Source organism: Cognaticolwellia mytili (assembly GCF_002104475.1).
Lineage (GTDB): Bacteria > Pseudomonadota > Gammaproteobacteria > Enterobacterales > Alteromonadaceae > Cognaticolwellia > Cognaticolwellia mytili.
In genome coordinates this window covers 116,668-140,614 of record NZ_NBOF01000007.1, presented here as the reverse complement: position 1 = coordinate 140,614, position 23,947 = coordinate 116,668, and the positions used below count along the sequence as shown (strand labels likewise).

The 23,947-nt window shown below is 39.0% G+C and carries 17 protein-coding genes; 10 read left to right on the top strand and 7 right to left on the bottom strand.

Annotation, left to right across the window (positions count from 1 at the left end; genetic code table 11):
* Positions 1-308 precede the first annotated feature (308 nt).
* The 6 genes from B7C41_RS19095 (at position 309) to B7C41_RS19070 (ending at position 10,077) form a co-directional block, all read left to right on the top strand.
* Positions 309-746, top strand: coding sequence for an SRPBCC family protein (locus B7C41_RS19095; protein WP_085300570.1), 438 nt, complete (start codon positions 309-311; stop codon positions 744-746).
* A gap of 13 nt (positions 747-759) precedes the next feature.
* Positions 760-2,244 (top strand): glycerol kinase GlpK, encoded by a 1,485-nt coding sequence (gene glpK, locus B7C41_RS19090; protein ID WP_085300569.1) that lies wholly within the window; start codon positions 760-762, stop codon positions 2,242-2,244.
* Positions 2,245-2,337: 93 nt separating this feature from the next.
* Entirely contained in the window at positions 2,338-4,293 is a 1,956-nt protein-coding gene (locus B7C41_RS19085; protein WP_085300568.1) for a DNA topoisomerase III, read from the top strand.
* Between the two features lie 201 nt (positions 4,294-4,494).
* A complete protein-coding gene (locus tag B7C41_RS19080; RefSeq protein ID WP_235839790.1) occupies positions 4,495-8,508 on the top strand; it encodes an ExeM/NucH family extracellular endonuclease in 4,014 nt (1,337 codons plus the stop codon).
* 32 nt (positions 8,509-8,540) lie between these two features.
* Positions 8,541-9,137, top strand: a complete 597-nt coding sequence (locus tag B7C41_RS19075; protein WP_085300566.1) for a PEP-CTERM sorting domain-containing protein — start codon at positions 8,541-8,543, stop codon at positions 9,135-9,137.
* Positions 9,138-9,354: 217 nt separating this feature from the next.
* Positions 9,355-10,077 carry a substrate-binding periplasmic protein gene (locus B7C41_RS19070; RefSeq protein ID WP_085300565.1) on the top strand — a complete coding sequence of 241 codons (723 nt, stop codon included), beginning with the start codon at positions 9,355-9,357 and terminating at the stop codon, positions 10,075-10,077.
* A 57-nt stretch (positions 10,078-10,134) separates the two neighbouring features.
* Here B7C41_RS19070 and B7C41_RS19065 read toward each other — a convergent pair whose 3' ends face one another.
* From B7C41_RS19065 to B7C41_RS19050, 4 genes are all read right to left on the bottom strand, one after another.
* Positions 10,135-10,761, bottom strand: a complete 627-nt coding sequence (locus B7C41_RS19065; protein ID WP_085300564.1) for a GNAT family N-acetyltransferase — start codon at positions 10,759-10,761, stop codon at positions 10,135-10,137.
* 183 nt (positions 10,762-10,944) lie between these two features.
* Positions 10,945-12,000, bottom strand: coding sequence for an efflux RND transporter periplasmic adaptor subunit (locus tag B7C41_RS19060; protein ID WP_085300563.1), 1,056 nt, complete (start codon positions 11,998-12,000; stop codon positions 10,945-10,947).
* 9 nt (positions 12,001-12,009) lie between these two features.
* The gene (locus B7C41_RS19055) at positions 12,010-15,141 is read right to left on the bottom strand and encodes an efflux RND transporter permease subunit (protein WP_085300562.1); all 3,132 of its coding nucleotides are present in this window, start codon (positions 15,139-15,141) and stop codon (positions 12,010-12,012) included.
* Between the two features lie 185 nt (positions 15,142-15,326).
* On the bottom strand, positions 15,327-15,926 hold the full coding sequence (locus B7C41_RS19050; protein WP_085300561.1) for a short chain dehydrogenase: 600 nt from the start codon (positions 15,924-15,926) through the stop codon (positions 15,327-15,329).
* Positions 15,927-16,036: 110 nt separating this feature from the next.
* On the opposite strand from B7C41_RS19050, the gene B7C41_RS19045 reads away from it, so the two are divergent.
* Positions 16,037-16,930, top strand: a complete 894-nt coding sequence (locus tag B7C41_RS19045; RefSeq protein WP_235839789.1) for a LysR family transcriptional regulator — start codon at positions 16,037-16,039, stop codon at positions 16,928-16,930.
* A gap of 110 nt (positions 16,931-17,040) precedes the next feature.
* Here B7C41_RS19045 and B7C41_RS19040 read toward each other — a convergent pair whose 3' ends face one another.
* Entirely contained in the window at positions 17,041-17,595 is a 555-nt protein-coding gene (locus B7C41_RS19040; RefSeq protein ID WP_085300559.1) for an MBL fold metallo-hydrolase, read from the bottom strand.
* A 26-nt stretch (positions 17,596-17,621) separates the two neighbouring features.
* Here B7C41_RS19040 and B7C41_RS20205 point away from each other — a divergent pair, with 26 nt between their 5' ends.
* Together B7C41_RS20205 and B7C41_RS19030 are read left to right on the top strand one after the other, a co-directional pair.
* On the top strand, positions 17,622-17,999 hold the full coding sequence (locus B7C41_RS20205) for a hypothetical protein (RefSeq protein ID WP_085300558.1): 378 nt from the start codon (positions 17,622-17,624) through the stop codon (positions 17,997-17,999).
* A gap of 257 nt (positions 18,000-18,256) precedes the next feature.
* Complete coding sequence (locus B7C41_RS19030) at positions 18,257-19,993, top strand: formylglycine-generating enzyme family protein (protein WP_085300557.1); 1,737 nt, start codon at positions 18,257-18,259, stop codon at positions 19,991-19,993.
* A gap of 29 nt (positions 19,994-20,022) precedes the next feature.
* Here B7C41_RS19030 and B7C41_RS19025 read toward each other — a convergent pair whose 3' ends face one another.
* Both B7C41_RS19025 and B7C41_RS19020 read right to left on the bottom strand, forming a co-directional pair.
* Positions 20,023-21,951: a winged helix-turn-helix domain-containing protein gene (locus tag B7C41_RS19025; RefSeq protein ID WP_085300556.1), complete on the bottom strand. Its 1,929-nt coding sequence runs from the start codon at positions 21,949-21,951 to the stop codon at positions 20,023-20,025.
* 3 nt (positions 21,952-21,954) lie between these two features.
* Positions 21,955-23,139 (bottom strand): BaiN/RdsA family NAD(P)/FAD-dependent oxidoreductase, encoded by a 1,185-nt coding sequence (locus tag B7C41_RS19020; protein ID WP_085300555.1) that lies wholly within the window; start codon positions 23,137-23,139, stop codon positions 21,955-21,957.
* Positions 23,140-23,291: 152 nt separating this feature from the next.
* Between B7C41_RS19020 and B7C41_RS19015 the strand changes: the two genes are divergently transcribed.
* Positions 23,292-23,840 carry a cytochrome b gene (locus B7C41_RS19015; RefSeq protein WP_211279554.1) on the top strand — a complete coding sequence of 183 codons (549 nt, stop codon included), beginning with the start codon at positions 23,292-23,294 and terminating at the stop codon, positions 23,838-23,840.
* The last annotated feature ends 107 nt before the right edge of the window (positions 23,841-23,947 follow it).

Here is a 23,947-nt window from a genome sequence, read left to right as displayed (position 1 = left end):
ATTAGTCTCATATAATAATTATTAATATCACATAAATTCAAAGCTTTATGAACTATAAAAAATAAATTAATTCCTATCTTTAAATATTACAGAGAAGCTTTAGTAATATTAAACATGGGACTTAGCAATATTACCTTTATTATCAATACACTAAAGTACGTTGAATATGTTTAAGTTGATTCGCAACTCTTAACCTAGAATTAGCAATTAATTTCTCGATTACTCAACGTCAAACACGCATCTTGACCCTAAGTACTTAAATCCGCTACTGTTACTGGCAATTATCTTTATACGAATGCAGGAACATTATGGTTAATGTTGATGTGGTACAAACAATCGCCGCAGTGCCAAGTGAAGTGAGTAAAATATTACTCGATCATCAAAATGCAGGGCAGTTTTTTGATGCCAAATTTTCAATGGCAAAAACTGCTGATGAAGGTGAAGTTTTTGGCGGCAAAGGCGCTATTCGTAATTTAAACGTTGCCGGTGTTAAGTTTTCTGAACAAATATTGATCGCTAACGATAATCACATTCGCTACGCCATTGTTGGTGACCGACCATTGCGTGGTCATCAAGGTAACATCTATCTTGAGGAACAAAGCTCTTCCTCTACTTTGGTTCGCTATACTATTGTATGTGAAGCGCCTAAATGGCTGCCTGATAAATTGGTTGAGTTTTTATTGTCACAAGCGATGAAAAAAGCCTTAGTTAAAATCAATAAACATTTTCTAGCGCTGGCGAATTAAGAGAAAACTTGTAATGAAAACATCCTACCTGCTAGCAATCGACCAAGGCACAACCAGCAGTCGCGCTATTATTTTTAATGCTGCTGGCGACTTAATTGCCAGTGCCTCAGAAGAATTTGAGCAAATATTTCCTGACGATGGCTGGGTTGAACATCAGCCAGAAGCCATTTGGCAGACTACGCTTGCAACCTGTCAAAAAGTGATAGAAAAAAGCGCTTTACAGGTTGAAGACATTCTGGCAATTGGCATTACTAATCAACGTGAAACTACCTTAGTGTGGGATAAAGCCACGGGCGAACCAATTTACAATGCCATTGTTTGGCAAGATAGACGCACCGCTGAACGTTGTAAAAATCTAAAGAAAAACTCTGACATTGTTGAGCAAGTAAAAGCTAAAACAGGGCTACTGATTGATCCTTACTTTTCAGCCAGCAAAGTTGAATGGTTGTTAGATAATGTCGATGGCGCTCGTGAAAAAGCAGAAGCTGGACAGCTATGTTTCGGCACAGTGGATACCTTTTTACTGTGGCATTTAACCAAGGGAAAAACCTTCGCTACTGATGCCACTAATGCCTCTCGTACTATGCTGTTTAATATTATTGATAATTGTTGGGACGATGAGCTTCTAGCAATATTTAATATTCCTAAAACCATGTTGCCAGAAGTAAAAAACAGTGCTGATGACTTTGGTGTTACCGCAACTGAACACTTTGGTCAGCCAATCGCGATTAGCGCAATGATTGGCGATCAACAAGCGGCGTTAGTTGGTCAGGCTTGTTTTGACAAAGGCATGATGAAAAGTACCTACGGCACGGGCTGTTTCGTGATGGTTAACACAGGTAAACAAGCGCAATACTCGCAACATAAGATGTTAACTACTATTGCTTATCGCTTAGCTGGAGAAATAACTTACGCGCTTGAAGGCAGTATTTTTATGGCTGGCGCTACCATGCAATGGATACGCGATGGTATAAAACTGATTGATAATGTTGAGCAAAGCCAAGCCATTGCCGAGTCGATGACGGCTGAAAACCATGTTTATCTTGTGCCTGCATTTACCGGTTTAGGCGCGCCACATTGGCAACCTGATGCGCGTGGTGCCATTGTTGGGCTAACACGGGATTCTGGTATTACCGAAATTGTAACAGCGGCTTTGGCTTCTGTGGCCTATCAAACCCGTGATTTGCTAGGGGCGCTGCAGCAAGATGGTATCGATACCACGCAATTACGTGTTGACGGTGGCATGGTGATGAATGATTGGCTGCTACAGTTTCTTGCCGACATTTTAAACTTAGTAATTGAGCGACCGAAAGTAACGGAAACCACGGCATTAGGCGCGGCACTGCTTGCTAGCTTACAGCAAGGCTTGTTTGAAAATGTTGAGCAGGCGGCTAAATATTGGCAAGTTGAAAGTAAATACTCGTCACAAATGAGCGCTGAAAGTCGCGCTCGTCATTATCAAGGTTGGTTAGCTGCTTTAGATAAAGTGTTAGATTAGCGATTAGCTTATCGGTTAACTGTATAAATAAACAGTTTTAGGTGCTAAGCTTAAACGAGTCACTCATTTAACTCGCTAGAAAACGTATTTGCTTTGAAACTATATATTGCTGAAAAACCTAGTTTAGGCCGAGCTATTGCCGCGGCATTACCAAAACCACAGAAAAACCAAAAAGGCTATATTGAGCTAAGTAATGGTGATGTGGTGAGTTGGTGTATTGGCCATGTGTTAGAGCAAGCTGACCCTGAGCAATACGATGCTGATTATAAAAAATGGCAAATGCAGCATTTACCAATTATACCCACGCAATGGCAGTTAAAACCTAAAACGCAAACCCGCTCGCAGCTAACCGTATTGCGAAAACTGGTTAAGCAAGCGGATGAAATTATTCATGCCGGTGATCCTGACCGTGAAGGGCAATTGCTTGTTGATGAAGTAATTGATTTCTTAAAAGTATCTAAGGCTAAAAAACAACAAGTTAAACGTTTGTTAATTAATGATCTCAATCTACCTGCGGTTAAAAAATCTTTAGCCAATTTACGCAGTAATCAAGATTTTATGCCTTTATCAATTTCTGCGCTAGCGCGTTCTCGGGCTGATTGGTTATACGGTTTAAACTTAACTCGCGCCTATACTTTGCAAGGCCAAAAAGCGGGCTTTAATGGCGTACTTTCCGTTGGCCGAGTACAAACACCCATTTTGGGTTTAGTGGTTAGGCGTCAGCAAGAAATCGAAAACTTTGTCGCAAAAGACTTTTATGACGTTCATGCTCACTTAAAAACAGCTAATCACCAGCAATTTATCGCTAAATGGCAACCGAGTGAAGCGTGTCAGCCGCATATGGATGAAGAAGGGCGAGTGCTTAACCGTGCACTGGCTGAGAATGTTGTTAGCAGAATAACGAGTAAAAGTGCAGAAGTGACTTCGGTTAGTGAGCAAGAGAAGAAACAAGCCGCGCCATTACCTTATAGTTTATCTAGCTTACAAATTGATGCCGCGAAAATTTATTCGCTAAATGCGAAATTGGTATTAGATGTTTGTCAGTCATTGTATGAAAAACATAAATTAATTACTTACCCGCGTTCTGATTGTCGTTATTTACCTACTGAACACCATAGTCAGGCGAAAAGTATTATTACTATGTTGGCTAGTTCTAATGAAAGCTATGGAGAATTTGCCAAAAATGCTAATACAGCGTTGAAAAGTAAAGCATGGAATAACGCTAAAGTGAGCGCTCATCACGCGATAATACCTACTGAAAAATCAGCCGCTAATATTTCCTTAAACCCCTTTGAGAAGAATATTTATTTTCTGATTGTTCGACAATATATAGCTCAGTTTTATCCTGCCTATGTTTACAACCAGTCGAAAGTAGAGGTGTTAATTGCTGGTGGAACATTTCTAGCGAACGCGAAAACCCCGATAGCGCAGGGCTGGAAAGTGTTGTTTCAACGAGCAAAAAGTAAAACACGCAAAGCAGATGGTTCTGACCATAGTGCAGAGCAACAATTAACCGAGCAATCGCTACCTAAATTAACGAAAGGTGAACAACTGCATTGTAGTCACGGCGAATTAATTTCCCGTATGACACAAGCGCCAAAGCATTTTACTGACGCCAGTGTACTAGCGGCAATGACAGGTATTGCTCGTTATGTTAGTGATAGTACGATCAAAAAAATGCTACGTGAAACTGATGGTTTAGGTACTGAAGCAACACGAGCAGGTATTATTGACTTATTATTCAAGCGTGGATATTTGGAGCGAAAAGGTAAGAGTATTCATGCAACAGCGATCGGTAAGTCGCTGATTAATGCGTTACCTATTGCCGCGACATTGCCAGATATGACTGCTCATTGGGAAGCAACGCTGACCAATATCAGTGAAAAAACCAGCCGCTACGATGATTTAATTACTCCACTTACCGAAACATTACATGCCATGATCGCCCAATCAGAGCAGCAATCTTTTGCTGGTCTACCCAAAGTGCCCTTTAAGCGTAAATCAAAAGCAAAAAAGCGTGTGACTCGCTCAAAGCCTAGTGCAAAATAGCACTAGTTATTTTACGAATAAGCGAACTAAAAATATACATTTTCTAACTCATTGTTAGTAACAATAAACCTATTTTTAAATTTACTTACCAGTTGGTCAGTGATTAAAAAACCTTCATTTTTTCGTAACAATAACTTAACATTAGATAGACAGAATACCGATAGGTAATTTTGAATAATAATAATGTTTGGAGAGTATGTGGTGGATATTTTTTTACGGAAAAATTTCAGCAGTATTAAGTCGAATCTAGCTAGCAAAGCGGTATGTACTATTTTTACCGGTAGTGTTTTAGCTTCTTCTGTGGTTAATGCGGATGAAATATGGAGTGAAAACTTCGATGCGGCGAATATAGATGGTAAAGGCGCTGTTTTTAATCAAATAGATTTGAGTAATGTAACCAAGTGGTCAATTGATGTTAGTTCAGCGCAACTTACAGCAACGTCAGATTGGTTTAAAGTAAAAAGTGGTAAATTTGAAGGACGAGATCTAGACGGAGTTGCTATTTGGCAGTCTGAAGAGATTAATATTAGTGATATGGCTGATATTAAGCTGGCAGTAAGTCTGGCCGAAAGAGGTAACCATGAAGGTACTGATTTTGTTGATGTCGCTTACGCGATTGATGGCGGTGCTTTTGAAACAATTACTGATTGGCAAGGTAAAGGTAGTGCAGAGCATACTTTAGTTGATGACTTTACAAGTGAAGTTGTTTCAGCTGTTATTGCAGCAGGAAATTCATTGGTTATTCGCGTTAGTATGAAGAACAATGCTGGTTCTGAATATATTACGCTAGACGATGTTGTGGTTACTAGTGGTGCAGGTACTGTTGAGCCACCACCGATAGATCCGCCGCCAATTGATCCGCCGCCAGTCGAGCCTCCTGCAACAGGGACCATTGTAGATGCTTGTTTTAACTGCCCTGATTTAAGCAAAGTTGCGTCAGCTAGTGACTTTGTTGATAGCATTTATTATGCAGATGTTAATGCCGCGTTAGCAAATCAAGCAACAGCATCTAATTTACGCAGCGCAATTAATGGTGCGATTAGTATTAACCATAATGTATTGTCTTATTCGCAAGTATGGACAGCATTAACTCAGACTGATGAAGATCCACTTAATAGTGACAATGTTATTTTGTTGTATAGAGGTATTTCATTAGCAAAATTTTCTAACGGTAGTGGCCCACAATCATCGAATCCTGATAATTGGAATCGTGAGCATGTATGGGCAAAAAGCCATGGCTTTCCAAGCTCAAGCGCTGCTGCTTATACTGATATTCATCACTTAAGACCAACCGATATTTCAGTTAACTCTTCACGTGGTAATTTAGATTTCGATTACAGTGATAATAATCTACCTGAAGCCCCGCTGAATAAAGTTGACAGTAACTCTTTTGAACCTCGTGATGTGGTTAAAGGTGATGTTGCGCGTATGACTTTTTATATGGATGTGCGCTATGAAGGTGCTGATCCTCAAACACCTGATTTAACTTTAGTTGATATGCTAACTAGTACAGGCCAAGCAAGATTAGGTAAATTATGTGCACTGCTCGCATGGCACGAGGCTGATCCGGTTGATACTTTTGAGCAAGAGCGTAATAACCGTATTTATGAATTTCAAGGTAACCGTAACCCGTTTATCGATCACCCTGAATGGGTAACGCAAGTATTCACTAATGCTTGTGACGGTACTACGCCGCCAGATCCAGTTGATCCGGTTGACCCAACACCTCCAGACCCTGTTGATCCTACGCCGCCATCAAGTAATTCAGCATTGTTTATTTCAGAATATGTTGAAGGCAGTAGTTTTAATAAGGCGATAGAAATATTTAACCCAACTAATAGTGTTGTTTCGTTATCGGGCTATCAACTAAAACTTTATGGTAATGGTAATGACTCAGCAACCGTTACAGCGGACCTTTCTGGAGAAATTTTGGCGAGTGATGTTATTGTTGTTGGTTCTACGCAAATAGCAGATGACAGTGCCTTAAAACCATTAGTAGATATCACTAATAGCGCAGTTAACTTTAATGGTGATGATTATATTGAGCTAGTTAAAGATGGTGCAATAGTAGACTCATTTGGCATTAAAGGTGTTAGAACTACTTGGGGTTCTAATACCACATTAGTGAGAAAATCTTCCGTTAGTACAGGCGATACTAACGCCACGGATGACTTCATTGTTGCTACTCAGTGGGATAGTTATCCATCGAATACCTTCAGCTTTTTGGGCTCGCATAGCTTTGATGGTGTAATTATTGATCCAAACCCTAATCCAGATCCTGAGCCGGAACCTTCACTAATTGGCATGTGTGGCGATAGCGCTGAACTTATCAGTGGCATTCAAGGTAACGGTAATGCATCAACTATGGTTGGAAGCAATAAAGTTATTGAAGGTGTTGTGACCTCTGCAGTTGATAGTTTATCTGGCTTTTTCATACAAGAAGAAGCGACAGATACTGATACAGATACTGCAACATCAGAAGCTATATTTGTTTTCTTAAATGACCAAGGGGCTATGCCAATTGAAGGTTCACTTGTTCGCGCTAAAGGTGACGTAAAAGAGTTTTTTAACCGTACACAACTTGCTTTGACAGAAGGCCTTGTAGATTGTGGTGTGGGTCCCGCTATAACGGCAACTAATATCATTATGCCGATTGCTAATATTAATGACTGGGAATCATTAGAAGGTATGAAAGTTACGTTTGATCAAAAACTACATGTTACAGATACGTTTAACTTGGCAAGATTTGGTCAACTGAGTTTATCTAAAGGGCGCTTACTTATTCCAACGAACATTTATGCCCCTGGTTCTGAACAAGCTATTGCATTGGCTGAAAGAAATAGCCGTAATATTATTGTACTTGATGATAAAAATAACAGTCAAAACCCTGATTTTATTCCTTTTCCTAATGGCGGTCTAGATTACAATAATGGTGTTAGATTAGGCGATACAGTTGATAATATTGAAGGTATTCTTGATTACAGCTTCAATACCTATCGTATTTTACCTATTCAGACTCCAACGTTTTTTGCTAATAACGCACGAAAGGCATCACCTACCATTGGTTCGGCAAGCGAAATTAAAGTCGCTAGCTTTAACGTATTGAATTACTTTAATGGTGATGGCCAAGGTGGTGGTTTTCCAACAGCACGTGGCGCGCATACGTTTACTGAATTTACTCGTCAAAGTGATAAAGTAGTTGCTGCAGTTGCTGCCATTAATGCTGACGTTGTTGGTTTAATGGAAATTGAAAATGATGGTTATGGTGAGCTTTCTGCCATTGCGGATTTAACGACTAAATTGAACAGTGTGATGGGTGAAAATACTTATCAATACGTCAGTATAGATGCCGCTGGATTAGGTGGTGATGCTATTGCTGTTGGGATATTGTATAAGCCTGCGACAGTAACTATGGCTGGAAATACGGCAACAACCAATGAAGTGCCATTTGATTTTGGTAACCGTCAACCACTTGTACAGTCATTCACGTCAAAAAGCAGCGGTGAAGCATTCACTGTGGCTGTTAACCATTTTAAATCTAAAGGAAGTTGTGGTAGCGCTTCAGGTGCGAATGCTGATCAAAATGACGGACAAGCTTGTTGGAATGAGCTTCGAACTCAAGCGGCGACTAAACTTGTATCTTGGTTAAATTCGAAACCAACTAGCGTTGATACTGATAATGTTCTGATTATGGGTGATTTGAATGCTTACGGAAAAGAAGATCCTATCCGTAAGATTACAGATAGTGGATACCGCAACCTAATGGCTGAAAAACTAGGCCGTGGAGCATATTCTTATACTTTTGGCGGTAAAACGGGTTATTTAGATCATGCGTTAGCGTCAAATGCACTTACAGCGCTAATCGATTCTGTTGATGCTTGGCATATAAACGCTGACGAACCAAGAGCATTTGATTATAACACTGAGCGTAAGTCTGATAGCCAATTAGCTTCATATTATGGTAGTGATGCTTATCGAGCGTCTGATCATGACCCTGTTATCGTATCATTCACTTTTAGTACTCCAGAAGTATTGGTTGGAGATTTTGATAATGATAATGATATTGATATTGCTGATATTAGAATATTTGTTGGCATGCTAAGAGCTGGTGAAAGCTTTGATTTAAGCTACGACTTTAACAATGACGGTCAAATTAATGCACTTGATGCTCGTGGACTAATGCAGCGTTGTACCCGCAATCGCTGTGCGATGTAAGAACAATAATAATTACAAAAATAGGAAAAAAAATGAAAAAATTACTAATACTTTTAGCATTATGGTTTACCACAATATCAGCGAATGCTTCTTTAATTACTATTGATATCGAAGATAAGGCTTATGGTATTAATGATAGCTTAACGGCCAATATATATATTTCAGAACTTGAAGATAGTTTAGGTATTCAAGCACTAGTTTCAGGGTTCACGTTTGATTTTAGCTTTCAAGAAAGCTTGCTGAACTTTGAGCGAGTGATGTTTGGTAGCAATATTGATGTAGACCCAACCTTGCCTAGCTTTCGAACTGATGCATATATCTCTGGTCAACCTTTTACGGTAGCTGAAACATCATTTGCATTCTTCTCTGATTTAGACCTTGCACAAAGTGGATTAAATCGCTTTTTGCTAGCATCAGTTGATTTTACTGTTTTAGGCAATGGTTTAGCCAATTTTGCATTGAATAACGCTAATGCTTTTGATAACTTTGCTTTGCCGCATAGTGTTGTTGACACTAGAGGTGCGAGCGTACAGTTGGGCAACCAAGTGAGTGTACCTGAGCCAAGCTCAATGGCCATTTTTGCTTTAGCAATGATGCTGTTAGTATCTAGAAAATTACGTAGAAGTTAGAAAGTATACTTGTTAGCTAATTTATAAAGCCCCTTATTTTAGGGGCTTTTTTACATGCCGCACTTTCATTGTCGAATTATTTAGATTCAAATATTAGCAGTGTGCTTAATATTTAATCACTCCTTATGTTGTTTCACATCAATATCAATGCCGAACTTATTAGCAGTTTTCTATATATGCCATATTATTAAAATAGAACTAACTTTTTAAGGACATTATGCGTGCTATTCTGCTGAGAATTTTAGTTATATTTTTTTTCTTTATGAATTCTAATGAGGCTAGAGGTGAAAATAGGTTTTCATTTTGTTTTGAAGTTTGGCAGCCTTTTTCTTCTGTCGATGAGCATGGTTTGGCAAATGGCCGAGATATCGACTTTTTAAAAAGTGCATTAGAACCATTTGATTATCAATTAACGTTTATTGAGTTGCCTTTCAAACGTTGTTTGAAAGAAGTTCAACAAGGTAATATCGACTTTGCATTACATGTTGATGAAACTGATGGAATAAAGTTAATCGATTACCCGATGGGAAGTTGGGATTTGCTTTTTGCTTATAAGAATGAAAAAACAGCAAGTTTACCTTTTAATAGCAATAATAAGCAGAGTAAAATTTTGATTGCCCGTGATTATACTTATCCGAAAGAAGTGATAGATAAGCTGATGGCTATGTCAGTTGAAATTCTCAATGGATCTTTTTATACCAGTACTTCAAATGAAGTAAAAAACTTATTTAAATTAGTCGAATCTGGGATGGTGGACGCTATATTAGTTGATAAAGCTTGGGCAGAATATGAACTATTGAGGCAAAACATTAAGATCACACTTGCAGATACCTTATTATATTCTGAACCACAGTTTATCGGTTATAGAAAAGGTAACGAAATTAATGCACAACTGCTAATACAAGCTTTGAAAGGTAAAGCTATAAGGGAAAGTAGGTAAGCACACTAGCGCTTTACTAATGTGCAGAATTTATTACCTATCCAGAATTGAGGTTACTTATAAAATAGTTTGCGGACTAGCAATGAATACTTTAAATAGTAAAGGCTCTTCAAGCGCGCTGTCATCAATGGCGACATTGGTAAAGCCTGACTTCGTTAAAAAGCTTGTTAACGCTTCTTGATTAGCATCACTTTCCGATAAATTGAGCGCTTGGTAATAAGCCTTGTTTTCTTCTGTTTCACAATCATCAGCGTCAACAAATAAATGCATCGGCATACTTAATATAGAAATAGATTGAGCTTTCGAATAGTGCTGTGCAATTTCATTAAGCAAAAACTTTGCTACACCTTTTTGGCGGAATTCAGGCAAAACACTAATGGCTTCAATCAGGATATGATTTTTCGCTTTTGTATCTGTTTTTACTTGTAGCTGTTCTGCTAAGTCGGCGGCGATGTTTTGCTTTTTAAAATAAACATTGAGCGGCACTTCCCAGTCAGTTCCTCCTTCCTGAGCGAGCAATTCATAACTTTCATCAGCACCGCGGTGCTTATTTAATGTGATGATATCAACTTCTGCTTTGGCAATTATTTGGCCGTCATTATTTTTGACATTGATTTCTTGCATCAATTGCCAGTCGAATGCGCTTTTTATTTCTGCTTTGTTAAATTCTATTGTTAAATTCATTATCTTTCAGTGCTCTACTTCACGGTGAAATATCACGTGGTAAAGCAGCTACCTTTAGTTTATTGGAGTAGAAAGGTAATTTTTCTACTTATTCAAATATTATGGCGGCGTTTATACCATTACTCTGCCTTCGACGCCATAAATTGATGTTAAATTAAGCAAGGTAAAGTCGATTTGATAAGCTTACTGCACTAAAACTTTCTGCCCTTGAGTTAATCGTTCAGCGCCACGAATGGCAACTTTGTCGCCATGCTTTAATTCACCCTCAATACTCACACGCTCAAATGTGCCGTTACCAACAACTACAGGTAAGCGATGTACAGTATTTTCCATATCAATCTTTACCACGTACGTGCCATCTTTACGTAAAATGAGTGCATCGCGATGTACGGTTAAACTTCGGCTACTTGCTTGAATGGGAACGGTAACTTTCACTAACTGTCCGCTTGCCCAAGATTTATTTAAGTGTGATGGAATATTAATTCTCACTTCAAAAGTTTGCGATTTCGGATCGGCACTAGGAATGAGCGAGGTGACTTCTGTATTAATCAATTGCCCGTTTGCACTGATATCTAAACCATGACCTTTACGCACATAAGCGAGGTATTTAATCGGCACATATAAGCGAACTTCTAACTGTTCTGTGTCTAATATTTTTAGTAATAAATCACTGCGATTTACATCGCTACCTGCGCGAACAAGACGTTCGGTGATCACACCTGAAAAGGGTGCTGCTACGGTGGCACGTTGAATTTGGTCTTCTATTTGTTGTAACTTTAAATCAGCAATTTCAATATCTGTTTGTGCTAAATCGTATTGAGATTGGGTTTGATCTAATTGAAACTGTGATGCTGAATTACTTAGCTTCAATTTTTGTAAACGCTGTACTTCGTTCTCTAAATATCGAACATTAATTTTTGCGCGTTTTAGTTGTGCTTTTTGCTCAAGCTGCATTAATTTTAATGGTAATAAATCCATTTTTACCAATGCATCACCTTTTTGAACTAGGGTCCCCGGTTCGGCAAGCCATTCAATACGGCCGTTAACGCCTGCGGTTATTTGAATATGTGAGCGGCTGTAAACGGTTGCCATTAAATCTGTCGATGCTGATAAATTCATCTCGGTTACTTGATCAACTTTGACAGGCTTCGGTGGTGGGCTTTCGGCGGCCACACAACTACCCGCAAGAAAGACAGTGGCACTAAGTAAGTTGGTAAGTCTTTTTGTTATGGTAAGCATGGTTTTTCCTTAGTGATTACTTGCTAATGGCGTAGGGTCAGCGTTAAGTTTAGCGACATTGTCGTTACTATTTGGTTGCGCATTACTTTGTTGGGTATTGCTTTCACTTAATCGTAATAAACATGGAAATAGCACTAAAGTAAAAATGGCGCTGATGGTCATGCCGCCAACAATTACCGCTGCTAAACCGCGATAAATTTCACTACCTACCCCTGGCATTAGCATTAGCGGCAACATACCAAATAAACTGGTTAATGTGCTCATGTAAACCGGCCTTGCGCGAATTCGTACGGCTTGCGCAACGGCTCTGCGCGTAGGTAAGCCTTGGCGTTCACCTTCGCGAGTTTGGTCAACTAATAAAATGGCGTTGTTGACCACTAAACCAAGTAAAATAATAAAGCCAATCATAGTCATTAAATCGAGTGATTGGAATGTAAAAAGGTTGAGCGCATTCAATGCTAATACGCCCCCCGCGACAGCCATTGGCATCACTAGCAATACTAACAGGCTGTCTTTTGCTGACTTAAATAACGCTGTCATCAATAGAAAAAGTATAACCAAAGCTAGAATGAAGTTTTTTAACATATCATTAATGGCTGCGGCCATTTCATTAGCGTTACCACTTAATAAAATGGAAGAATCTTCAGGTAATAATGCGTTCATTGATGGCATAACATTTTCTTGAATAGCACTTAGTGCTTCTTCAAGTGACATATTGGCCGGCGGCGATACTTGTAAACTAATCGTGCGCTTGCCATCAACACGACGCAATTGTGTTGGGCCGGCAGTACGGGTAATTTCTGTTAATTCACCAATAGTTTGTACACCAGCAAGAGGAGAATGAATGGGTAGTGAAGCTAACTCGTCAGGCGTTTTCCATTGCTCTCCACGTAAAATAACGTTAACTCGCTCGTTACCATCAAAATATTCACTAATAAATAAACCGCTAGTATAGGCGCGAATAGCGTTTGCGACATCTCGACGTGTTAAGCCTGCTTGAGAAATTCGCTGATCATTAGGCACTAGTTTTAATTCAGGCTCTGACAAGCTTAGCCCTGGATTAGGAAATGCCGTTGTATCAGGCATATTTTTATTTACTGCATCTATGCCTGCTTGTGCTACAGCCATCAAGCTTTCAATATTCGGCCCTTTAATATCAATATCAATAGTACGACCGTTACCGCCACCTGAAACATTGATCATTGAACCTCGGAATAAGAAAACTTGTGTATCAGGTAAGTTAGAAAAAACATTGGTCTTTATTTCTTGCATTAACTCTTCAACACGCGTTGGGTCGTCGGAATAAACAAAACCGCCTGTTGCACCTGAGCCGAAAGAGTAGAAGTTATAGCTTTTAATTTTTGGCATTTTCTCGCCTGATAAATAAGGTGCTAAGCGTTCTTTAACTAAGCTGGCGAATTCATGCTCGATAAAGTTAACGTTTCCGCCTGGGGGCATATTCAAACTATAGAAAAAACCATCAGTTGGCGCCCTAGGCATAAAATCTGTTTTTGGCATCATTAATATGGTCACCAATATTGAGCCGCCTAACAATGCTGCTATCCATGTGAAACGCTTGATAGTTGAATTGGTTAAACGCATCACTAAATTAGTTAACTTTTCCCAGTAATGCGCGTAAGGGTCGAGAGTTTTGTCAGTTTTAAGCCAATACTTACTGGCAATAGGAATAATAGTAATAGCGGAAACTAATGAGGCAATAACCGCGATAGAAAGCGTTAATGCTAAATCAGAAAATAGCTGTCCTTCAATACCTTTCATAAAAAGAATGGGCAGAAATATTGCGACACTTGTTGCTGTTGAAGCAAACAAAGCGCCCGTTACTTGCAAGGCACCGCGCATAACTGCCTTACCGCTATCCATACCTAGGCTGCGTAATCTAACAATGTTTTCTTGGACGATGATGGCGGCATCGAGCACTAAACCAACAGAGAAAGCTAAACCCGCTAGAGAAATAACATTTAAGCTGCGATCAAATGCTGCGAGGGCAATGAACGACACCATTAAAGACACAGGAATAGTGGCAGCAATAATCAATGTATTACGTATACCGCGTAAAAATAACCACAGAATAATTAATGCTAGCAATACGCCCAATCCCAAATTGTTTTGCACCAGTTCTAGGGCGTTTCGAATATGTACTGAAGCATCGAAACTCAGATCAATAACTAAGCCTGCTACTTTCATTGGGCCAGCATTAAGCTCTTTAATGGCGATATTTATTTCATCGAGCAGGGCAACAGTATTCGCGTCGTTTTGTCGTTTTAAGGTGAAATAATATGATGGCTGACCACTGCGTAAGTTAAAACCAAAACGATCTACTAAGGTATTCTCTACTGTGGCAATGTCTTTTAAGTAAATAGGGCGGTCACCACTAAAACTGATGATCATTTCTGATAAATTTTCAACACTGTACTGACCCGAAAAACGAACGGTATATTGACGTCGGCCAACATCTGCTACACCGGCAGAAACATCGCTAGCGCGAGAAATGGTTGCACTAATGTCGGCGATTGATAAGCCTAATGAAGCAGCGCGTAATGGGTCAAATGTAATACGTAACTCTCTTGGGCGAGAACTATTTAAATTGACTTGTCCCATGCCAGGAATACGTGCAAAACGTGGTTTAACCACGTCCTCAATCAACTTTTGATACATACCTAAATCTGAATTTGGATTGTCAGGTAAGGTTTTAATCATTAAAGAGGCAGTATTTGGGCCGCCTCTGCCGCCGCCTGCTGAAACAACGGGTTCAATGGCGTCTAGCGGTAATGGTGGTGCTTGGTTGAGATTATTAATTACATCGAGCATGGCGCGTTGCATATCAGCACCAACATCGAACGTTAAGGTAATATTGCCGAAACCACGTTGAATGCTAGTGGTGACTTTAGTTACACCTTGAGTGTTTTTTACAACATTCTCAATCGGTTCAATAATGACCGACTCCATTTCTGCAGGTGCTGCACTACGCCAGCCAGTCGAAATAGTAATTTGTGGTTGTTCAATATCAGGCGTTAATTGGATCGGAAGCTTAAAAACACTCATTAAGCCAAATACCAGTACCAACGCGACTATCACGATAATGGCAGCTGGATTTTTTAAAGCGTTACGCGTTAAATTCATTCTACGATCTCAATAAACTACATTAGCGAGATTATAAAATATCCGTGCTGTTTTGCGTCTTATATTAGGCTAAAGTGCAGATTTTTTGCGATAAAAAGCACTTTAGATACATTTATTTACATTCGTATATTTTTCACCGTAGCAATGTACGAACTAGAAAATTTTTCTAATCTGTACGGGATAAATTATACGTAGTCTGTAACGGCAAGTGTTGTACCGCTCATAGTACCTGTGACAGCTGCAACATAAGCTTTGGCTGTGTCTTTTGCAGATAAGCCGTCTTGTGTATCCATACCCATCATTGCCATAGTTTCTTTAACAAAAATAGGCGCTACGGCGTTTATGCGCATGTTTTCTAATTCTAAATTGGCCGCTTTAATAAAGCTTTCTAAAGCACCGTTGGCCATGCTGATAACGCTACTACCTTGCATCGGCTCTTGAGATAAAACACCAGAAGTAAGGGTAACTGAGCCATTGTCATTCAGGTAATTTTTACCTAAACGCATTAAGTTAATTTGTCCCATCAATTTATTATTCAGTGCAAGGTCGTAGTCTGCGTCAGTTAATTCAGCTAAGGCAGAAAAGTTTGCTAAGCCAGCGGTAGAAACAATAGCGTCAACATTTCCTACTTGTTCAAACATTGCTTTGATAGAGGCTTGATTGCCGATATCAACACTAACATCACCACCAGAATAATTTGCTGCTATAACGTCGTGTTGGTTTGCTAATGCTGTCGTTACTGCTTTGCCGATAGTACCGCTTGCGCCAATAAGTAAAATTTTCATCTTTATCTCCAAGTGTTTTAAGGAATTAGGTTTTCAATAATTAAGCTTGAAACAAGTATATTTAAGATGTTTAATGAGATAAATAATGATAAAAAGAAATGATTGTTCTCATGAAGAGAAAGATAGACTTACTTAAAGCCATGAATACTTTTGTTATGGTGGCTGAAAAAGGCAGTTTTAGTGCTGTTTCAAGAGAACTTGATATTGTCACCTCTGCGATCAGCCGTCAGGTTTCAGATCTTGAAGCGCACTTTTCATGTCAATTTTTATATCGTACCACCAGAGCTATGCACTTAACGGCCGAAGGGAATCGTTACTTAGAAGAGTTTAAAGAAGTGTTAGGCCGAATATCTACTCTTGAAAATAGTACCCAACAGTCAGATGCTGAATTATCTGGACAACTTACTATTTCAGCGCCACGAGGCTCAGTGTCACTTGGTTTTTTAAAAGTAGCCAGTGAGTTTATGGCAATACATCCAGAAGTTAAAATATCTTGGTTGTTTCTCAATCGCTTTGTCAACATGGTGGAAGAGGGCGTTGACTTAAGCGTCAGAATTGGCGAATTGCCAGATTCAAGTTATATCGCTAGACGATACGGTGATATCAAAGTAAATTTTGTTGCTAGTCCTGATTATTTAGCGCGCTATGGTGAACCCATACATCCAAAGGAACTTGTAGAGCATAGGTGTATTACCGACAGTTCAAATCGCTTACCCAAACGCTGGCGATACCAAGAAAATGGTAAAGAAGCGAATGTAGCGGTAACGAGTCATAATGAAGCGAATGATGGTGACATTGTCGCCCAATTGGCAGCATATGGTAACGGCATTGCCTATTTACCCACGTTTTTAACCCAAAGTTATTTAGATTCTGGGCAGTTAATACCGATACTTAAAAACTATGAGTTTGATAGAGTGCCAGTGTCGCTGGTTTATCCTGCAAATCTTATGATGAACCGAGCGTTAAAGAGCTTTGTGAATTATTTGCTTGAGAATAAAATATAACTGAGTTCGCTTTTGAAATGCTTCGAAAACCATGCTGCATTTTAAATACAACACGGTTTGACGTAATTAAATTAATAACAAAGGAAGTTTTTAATCTAAATTGCTCAATTTTACTGTTCGGTATTGCCAGAAAATAACCGTTTTATTAGCTGGTCTTTAGAAGGGCGGCTTAACACCAACGCTTTATCTATCTCTGCTTGGTTCAATACTCTGGCGTGGTGGGATGATACATATTGATCTACTTTAATATCCAACTGATTGATTTTATTTACTAACACATCCAATCGATGATAAGTGTCAACACTTGGCCAGCCATTGGGAGAATGTAATTCAGTTTGAAAACTACTGCCAAACATATCTTCCGTAAAAATTAACTTATGGTCAGGTAGATAGAGCGCTAAATTATGCTTAGCGTGACTATTCGGCACATCAAATAGCATAACTTTGCCGTCGGCCAAGTAGCTCGCCTCTTTTATTCGCACAAATCGATTGTCAGCTAGAGGCTCTTGCAAGTGCTTTCGCACAGCGATTATGTTAGTTGGGTGAATGACTAAATTTGCCCCCTGTTTTACTACATCGTTAAGTCCCATCATATGGTCAGTATGGTGATGAGTAACAATGTGTTGCGCTATTGGCTTATCATTACCGGTAGTTTTTCTCAGCAAGGCTAAATGATCCTCAGCCTGGAGGTTTGTATCGCTTTGATTTTCAGAAGAAAACGTTACGCCCATTTGGAATCAATCAAGTTGAAGGAGCTTGGGTTTATCATAACCAGCTAATTTATAGCAATGTTTACGGTGAAGTCTTTACTCGTTCATTAGATGAAAATGATACTGAAATAAAGCGATTAGCAAAGCTAAATGGAAAAGCTTTATTAATTCATGAGTCGTTTATTTATAGTGTTAATCCGGACAGCTTTATATTGAACCAGTACAATTTAACTGGCCAATTTATAAAGCCAATAACCCACCTAAATGCATCTTCATGGAGAATTACTGACTTAAAAGCTGATCAACTACTGCTGAGTCAGTTCATTGCAATTAATCATGACATAGTGATGTTACCGTAGTGACGCCAGTGAAAAATTGTGTTTCGCTTTAATTTAATCTCCTACACTGTCGATTTTTATCTTTGATCTTGGCAAGTTACGGACTTCAATCATTATCTAGTCATCACAGATTCTATGATACTAGCACTTTAAAACAAGTAACCACCTGAAAAATATACTTAAAACTTTTTTAGAGAAACAATAGATAAATTTTAAGATGAAGAAAGTTAACTCTCTTAGCCTATAGCCAATTAAAACTAAAAGCTTAGAGGAAACAGATGTTAAAAAAATCATTTTATGAGATTGCGTTAAATGCAACCGTTAAAACCCTGCTTATTGGCATGGGTTCAATTTCGACTACTTGGGCACAAGACTACATTGCTCCATCTATGGTGAATATTCCAGCTGGTAGCTTTATGATGGGTAATGATTTAGGAAAGAAAAACGAGAAGCCTCGACATTCTGTATCTTTGACAGCCTTTCAAATGGGAAAATATCCAGTAACAGTCATTGAGTTCGAGAAATTTGCTCATGATACAGGGTTTCGTCCTAAAAAAAATTGTAATGATACACTTAGTGAAAACTGGATGGGGGCCGCCGAGGAAGGTATCACGGCTACTTGGGATAACCATCGTTATACTAATAATGAATACCAGCCTGTCACGTGTGTTACCTGGCAAGATGCTAATGACTATGCAAAATGGTTGAGTAATAAAACAGGCGTGCAATATCGTTTACCAACAGAGCAGGAGTGGGAATACTCTGTTAGAGCCAATACTTCGAGTAAATTTTTCTGGGGAGATGACCCTAATAATACTCAGGCGTGCTCATACGGGAATTTTGGCGATCAATCGAGTGAGTATTTTGCCTCTAGACAATACGGCGCGAGTTACGTGGGCTTTATCGGTCATGCAAACTGCGATGACGGCGAACCATACAACGCTATTGTTGGTTTATATAGACCTAATCCTTTTGGTCTATATGATATGGTGGGCAATACCCTTCAAATATTAGGACAATGTTACTACCCCGGTTATCAAGCACATTCTGATAAAGAGATGAGAGTTGATAAATGTAAAGATGTATCTATGCGGGGTACAATTTGGCATTTTGTTCCTGACCGACATACTTTACGATCTGCCTATAGAAAAACACGGAAACCAAGTGCTGCAATTGGATTTCGTCTAGCCTCTGATGGTCATAAGGAAGAAACAGAAAAATCAGCTGTAACATTTGAAGCACGCTTAAAGAGTGCACAAAAAAAACACTTAGTAAGTAGAACAAAGCTACTGCCAATACCTAATGTCACTGAGCTAATAAAAAATAAAAATGCACCTAACAATCATACATTTGAGCTCAACTGGAATGTGAGTAAAGATCTACGAATAACGAGTTTTGATATATATAAATCTGCCAATTCATTTGGACACTTACTGGGAGGATTCTACCAACAGTATTACGATAAAGTTGCGACCGTACCAGCCTCAAGTACTAGCACTTTAGTTGACTTACCTGAGTCAGGCGGAAGTTTTCGAATTGTTGCAGTAGCGGATAATTTAACGAGTTTACCTAGTACGCCTGCTGTATTCGTTAAGTCGAAAAGTCTAGATATTCCAGGGCGTATTAACATGTTTGAGACTTCGAATTTAGAGAATCTGCATCTTAAACACAGAAAAGCAAAAGGTGATAAGCCGGAGTTATATTATTTAGTGAAATATACTGGGGCGGAGCAATTAGTATCGAAAGCTGAATTCAATATTGATGTCAAAAAGTCAGCTTGGTACAACTTAAATTATCGTGGAAAAATTGGCTCGAAAGGTGAGTTTTTTAAACTATGGCGAGATAACCAGCTTATAGGGAAAGTAAGTTATGACCCTAAAATTGACGATAAAATATCTAAACGCCATAAGGTATTCTTAGAAAAAGGTAATTATACAATTGAAATGAATGTGGTTCGTGAAACTCCGGATCGTTGGTATATGGATTGGCTTGAATTTACAGAAATAAAAGGCTAGTTATCAGCTAACTTAAAGGTGTCACAGAATTAAAAGATCGCAACACCTTTTAGTAATTTTAACCTTTTAAGCGCAAATTGGTTATCTCTAAGCCATCGGTGGTTAGCATTTTGCTTAATATAACTAACGTATTGCGGCGGATTAGTAATATTGGAATTTTGCTCTGAAAGCGTTAATAGTAGCAGTGCGGCATTAAGCGCGTCTTGCACGTCATAGTCAATTTGGGCGCGCCTAAATGCTTGAATAGCAGCTTTTACTCCTGTCGCACTATCTTGTTGAGCAAATGCTATATGGGCTTGTGTCAGGGAAATAAAAGAACGACGTTGCCACGGCTTAATCGTTGTTTTGGCTTTATCCCATTGTTGCTGTGCAATATGAGCATCGCGTAAGGCTTCAGCAGCATAATAAAATTTGTCACTATATAGAGGAGAAAAAGGTTGTTGTAAAACAGCGCCATATTGTAAAAGTCTTTCTTCTAGCGAATTAGCTGCAGCAGCCAACGTATAAAACATGGGAACTTGATGCTCATTACCCAGCTGGTGCAGCGCAAATAATTGTTTGGCCGAATCAAGTTCATTACGCATTAAGGCTAGCTGATTATTTTTTGATGCTAACGATGATTGAACAAGATGTGCCAGCATTTCCTGCAACGGTTCATTGCTTATTCTCGCTTTATTAATCGCTAAATTTAGCGATTTACGAATCTGGGGATAATTGTTGTTATGCACTTCATACCAGGCCTGCTCTATTCGAGTTAAGGACTCAAGGTGTGGTAGGTTTAACTTATTGAAAGCATTAATTGCCGTAGTAATGTGTGGTAATGCGCTTTGCCAGTCAGTATTTCTTAATGCAACTTTAATTTTTAACAGGTTTAACAAACCGATATTTAATTCATTGGGTTCAGACTCAAGCATGGTATTAGCCAATGCTGCAGCGCGGTCTAGAAAACCTAGTTGGTAGTTTTTGTTCGCCAATTGAGACATTACCAGTAAATTTTCATGTGCTTTATTATGTAATGCAGTTAATTTTGATAGCGCCATATGTTCAGATTTAACTGAAAAATACTCGCTATCAGCAACTAGAGTGATTAATTGATTGAGCTGCTTAACGCGATCGATTTGACTGACAGCATAAATGTAGCCTTGCCAGCCTCGATATTTCCCCTGTAGATAAAATCTTAATACACCACAGGTGCCCACATCGTAAAAGCGTGTTGCCAAAATTAGCGTATTGGGTGTTTTGGCTTGGGCTTGCCAAGTGTTAAATGGTGAATCAAACAAAATCTGATTGCTTGGTCCATGTAAAGGAAATCGAATTTCTAATTGCGGATTATTTGCGATGACATTCTTTATATGGCCTGCCTTTGCAGTGTCTTTATATTCAAATGGCAAGACAATAAGAGAGGCTTTCGTTTCGAATTTTTCTTGCTGAGGATTTAGCCAAAAGACGTAAGTCACGATAGCCACAAGCAATAAACTAAGCAATAATCTTTTATTGCTCCAAGGTGACGTAGTCTTATGCTCATCTTTCATAGAGCTGTCGGAAAGTGGATGATCTAAATTGACTATTGGTCGTGATGTAGCACTTAAGTTATCGTCAGATACAAGGTCTTGGATTTGTTCTGTTTGACATATTGCTCTGATACCTTGACCCGGATCATCGGCAGCAACTGTTAACGGTAGTTGCCATTGGTAGCCTTTTTTAACAAAGGTTTTAATTGCGTCGTTACCAAAAAGTACCCGCAAATAACTAATGTTTTGAAAGACAACTTGCTCAGTAACTACTCTGTCAGGCCATACGTATTCTAAAATTTCAGCTTTATTATGAATCTTATTAGGTTCAGATAAAAATAATGTTAATAAGCGCGCAGGCTTTTCATTGAAGGAGCGTGTACTGCCATCTTTTGTTAAGATTTGCTGCTCGGAATCAAATTGAAATTTTTTAAAGCTGAATATCATAAACTAACATGCCTGCCCGCACGCAGCACCTGAGCTCCAAGCGAATTGGAAGTTATAGCCGCCAAGCCAACCTGTCACGTCAATCACTTCACCGATGAAAAATAAGCCCTTGGATTTTTTTGCTTCAAAAGTTTTGGAAGATAATTCATCAGTATTAACGCCGCCTAAAGTCACTTCTGCTGTACGGTAGCCTTCGGTGCCATTGGGTTTTATTTGCCAATTATGCAGATATTGACCTAAGTAAGTAATTTCGTCGTTGCTGATCTGGTTAATAGCTTTATCTGAAATATCTTTTTGTTTTACTAATGCTTCAATAAAGCGTTTAGGCAATACGGTACTTAATAGATTTTTTAGTGATTTTTGTGGGCTAGTTTCACGCCATTCAGTTATCAAACTGTCAATAGATGATTCTGGTAATAGGTTTATGGTTACCGCTTGGCCCGCTTGCCAGAAAGAAGATATTTGTAGTACGGCTGGGCCTGATAAGCCGCGATGAGTAAACAGTATATTCTCTTTAAATGTAGTACCATCTTCACTGAATATTTCAGTAAAGATGCTAATGCCAGATAAGCCATCAAACTTTTGTTTATCGTGTTCATGCAAAGTAAAAGGCACTAGTGCAGCGGTTGTTGGCAGAACACTTAAGCCAAATTTTTCAGCAATTTTATAACCCATAGGACTAGCGCCAAGTTTTGGCATAGTTAAACCACCAGAGGCAACAACTAAAGATTCACATTGATAACTTTCGCCACTGGTTTGCACTATATAACCTGTTTCATTTTTACTGATGGCAATCACTTCGCTACGCATGGCGATATTGACACCAGCCCATTCACATTCGGTCAGCAAAATATCAACGATGTCTTGCGCGCTATCATCACAAAATAATTGGCCTAAGGTTTTGTGGTGATAATTAAGGCCGTGACGGTCGACAAGCTCAATAAAGTCTTGTGCGCTATAACGGCTAAGCGCCGATTTAGTAAAGTGAGGATTTTGGCAAAGGTAGTTTTCTGGGCCAGCGTTTTCGTTGGTAAAGTTACAACGCCCGCCACCTGAAATTAATATTTTACGGCCAGGTTTTTTCCCCATATCAACGACTGTGACACTACGCCCTCTATAGCCTGCAGTGGCAGCTGCCATTAAGCCTGCTGCGCCTGCACCAATAATAACCACATCAGAAAATATCAAGGGAATAACCTAATTTATACGTTGAAAAGGCGGCATTATACGTGAGAAGGCTGATGAGCGCGAGCAAGGTTAAGTCGCTAACTTTTTTAACCTGAACTTAACCTTTATCTTGTTATAATGGCTTTAAATTAGAATTCTGGAGGGAATTTACCGTGAACGATACACATGCAACCTTGTCGGGTACAACTAAACTACTACACATTATCATTGCCTTGGGTATGATTTCATTACTAGCCGTTGGTATCATCATGAGTGAATTTGAAATATTTGCTTTGTATGATCTACATAAGTCGTTTGGTGCTATTATATTTGTATTAGCACTGGTACGCGTTTTATGGCGAGTTAAGAAAGGCTGGCCAAGCGCTGTTGGCGCAATGAACAAAGCACAGCACACTATTGCCAAAGCTATTCACTGGATACTCATTATTTCTACGGTACTTTACCCGTTGTCAGGTTTGATGATGTCGATTGGTGGTGGTCATGGTTTAAGTCTTTTCGGTTTAGAGCTGATTACTGAAACACTAGACGCTGCTGGTGAAACTGTTGCATTAAATGGTGCTGTTGGCGGTTTAGGGCACGAAATTCACGGCTTAATTACCTATTTTGTAATCGCTGCGATCGTTTTACATATTGTTGGCGCATTAAAACATCATTTAATTGATAAAGATGAAACCATTACTCGTATGTTTTCTTTGAAGTAATTAAATATTAACAACTCCTAAGTAAACTCTGGTAATGAGTGGCAGAAAGAAATTTTTTTGCCACTCATTTTTCATTTTAATACATCCACAAAACCTTATTTTTGTTT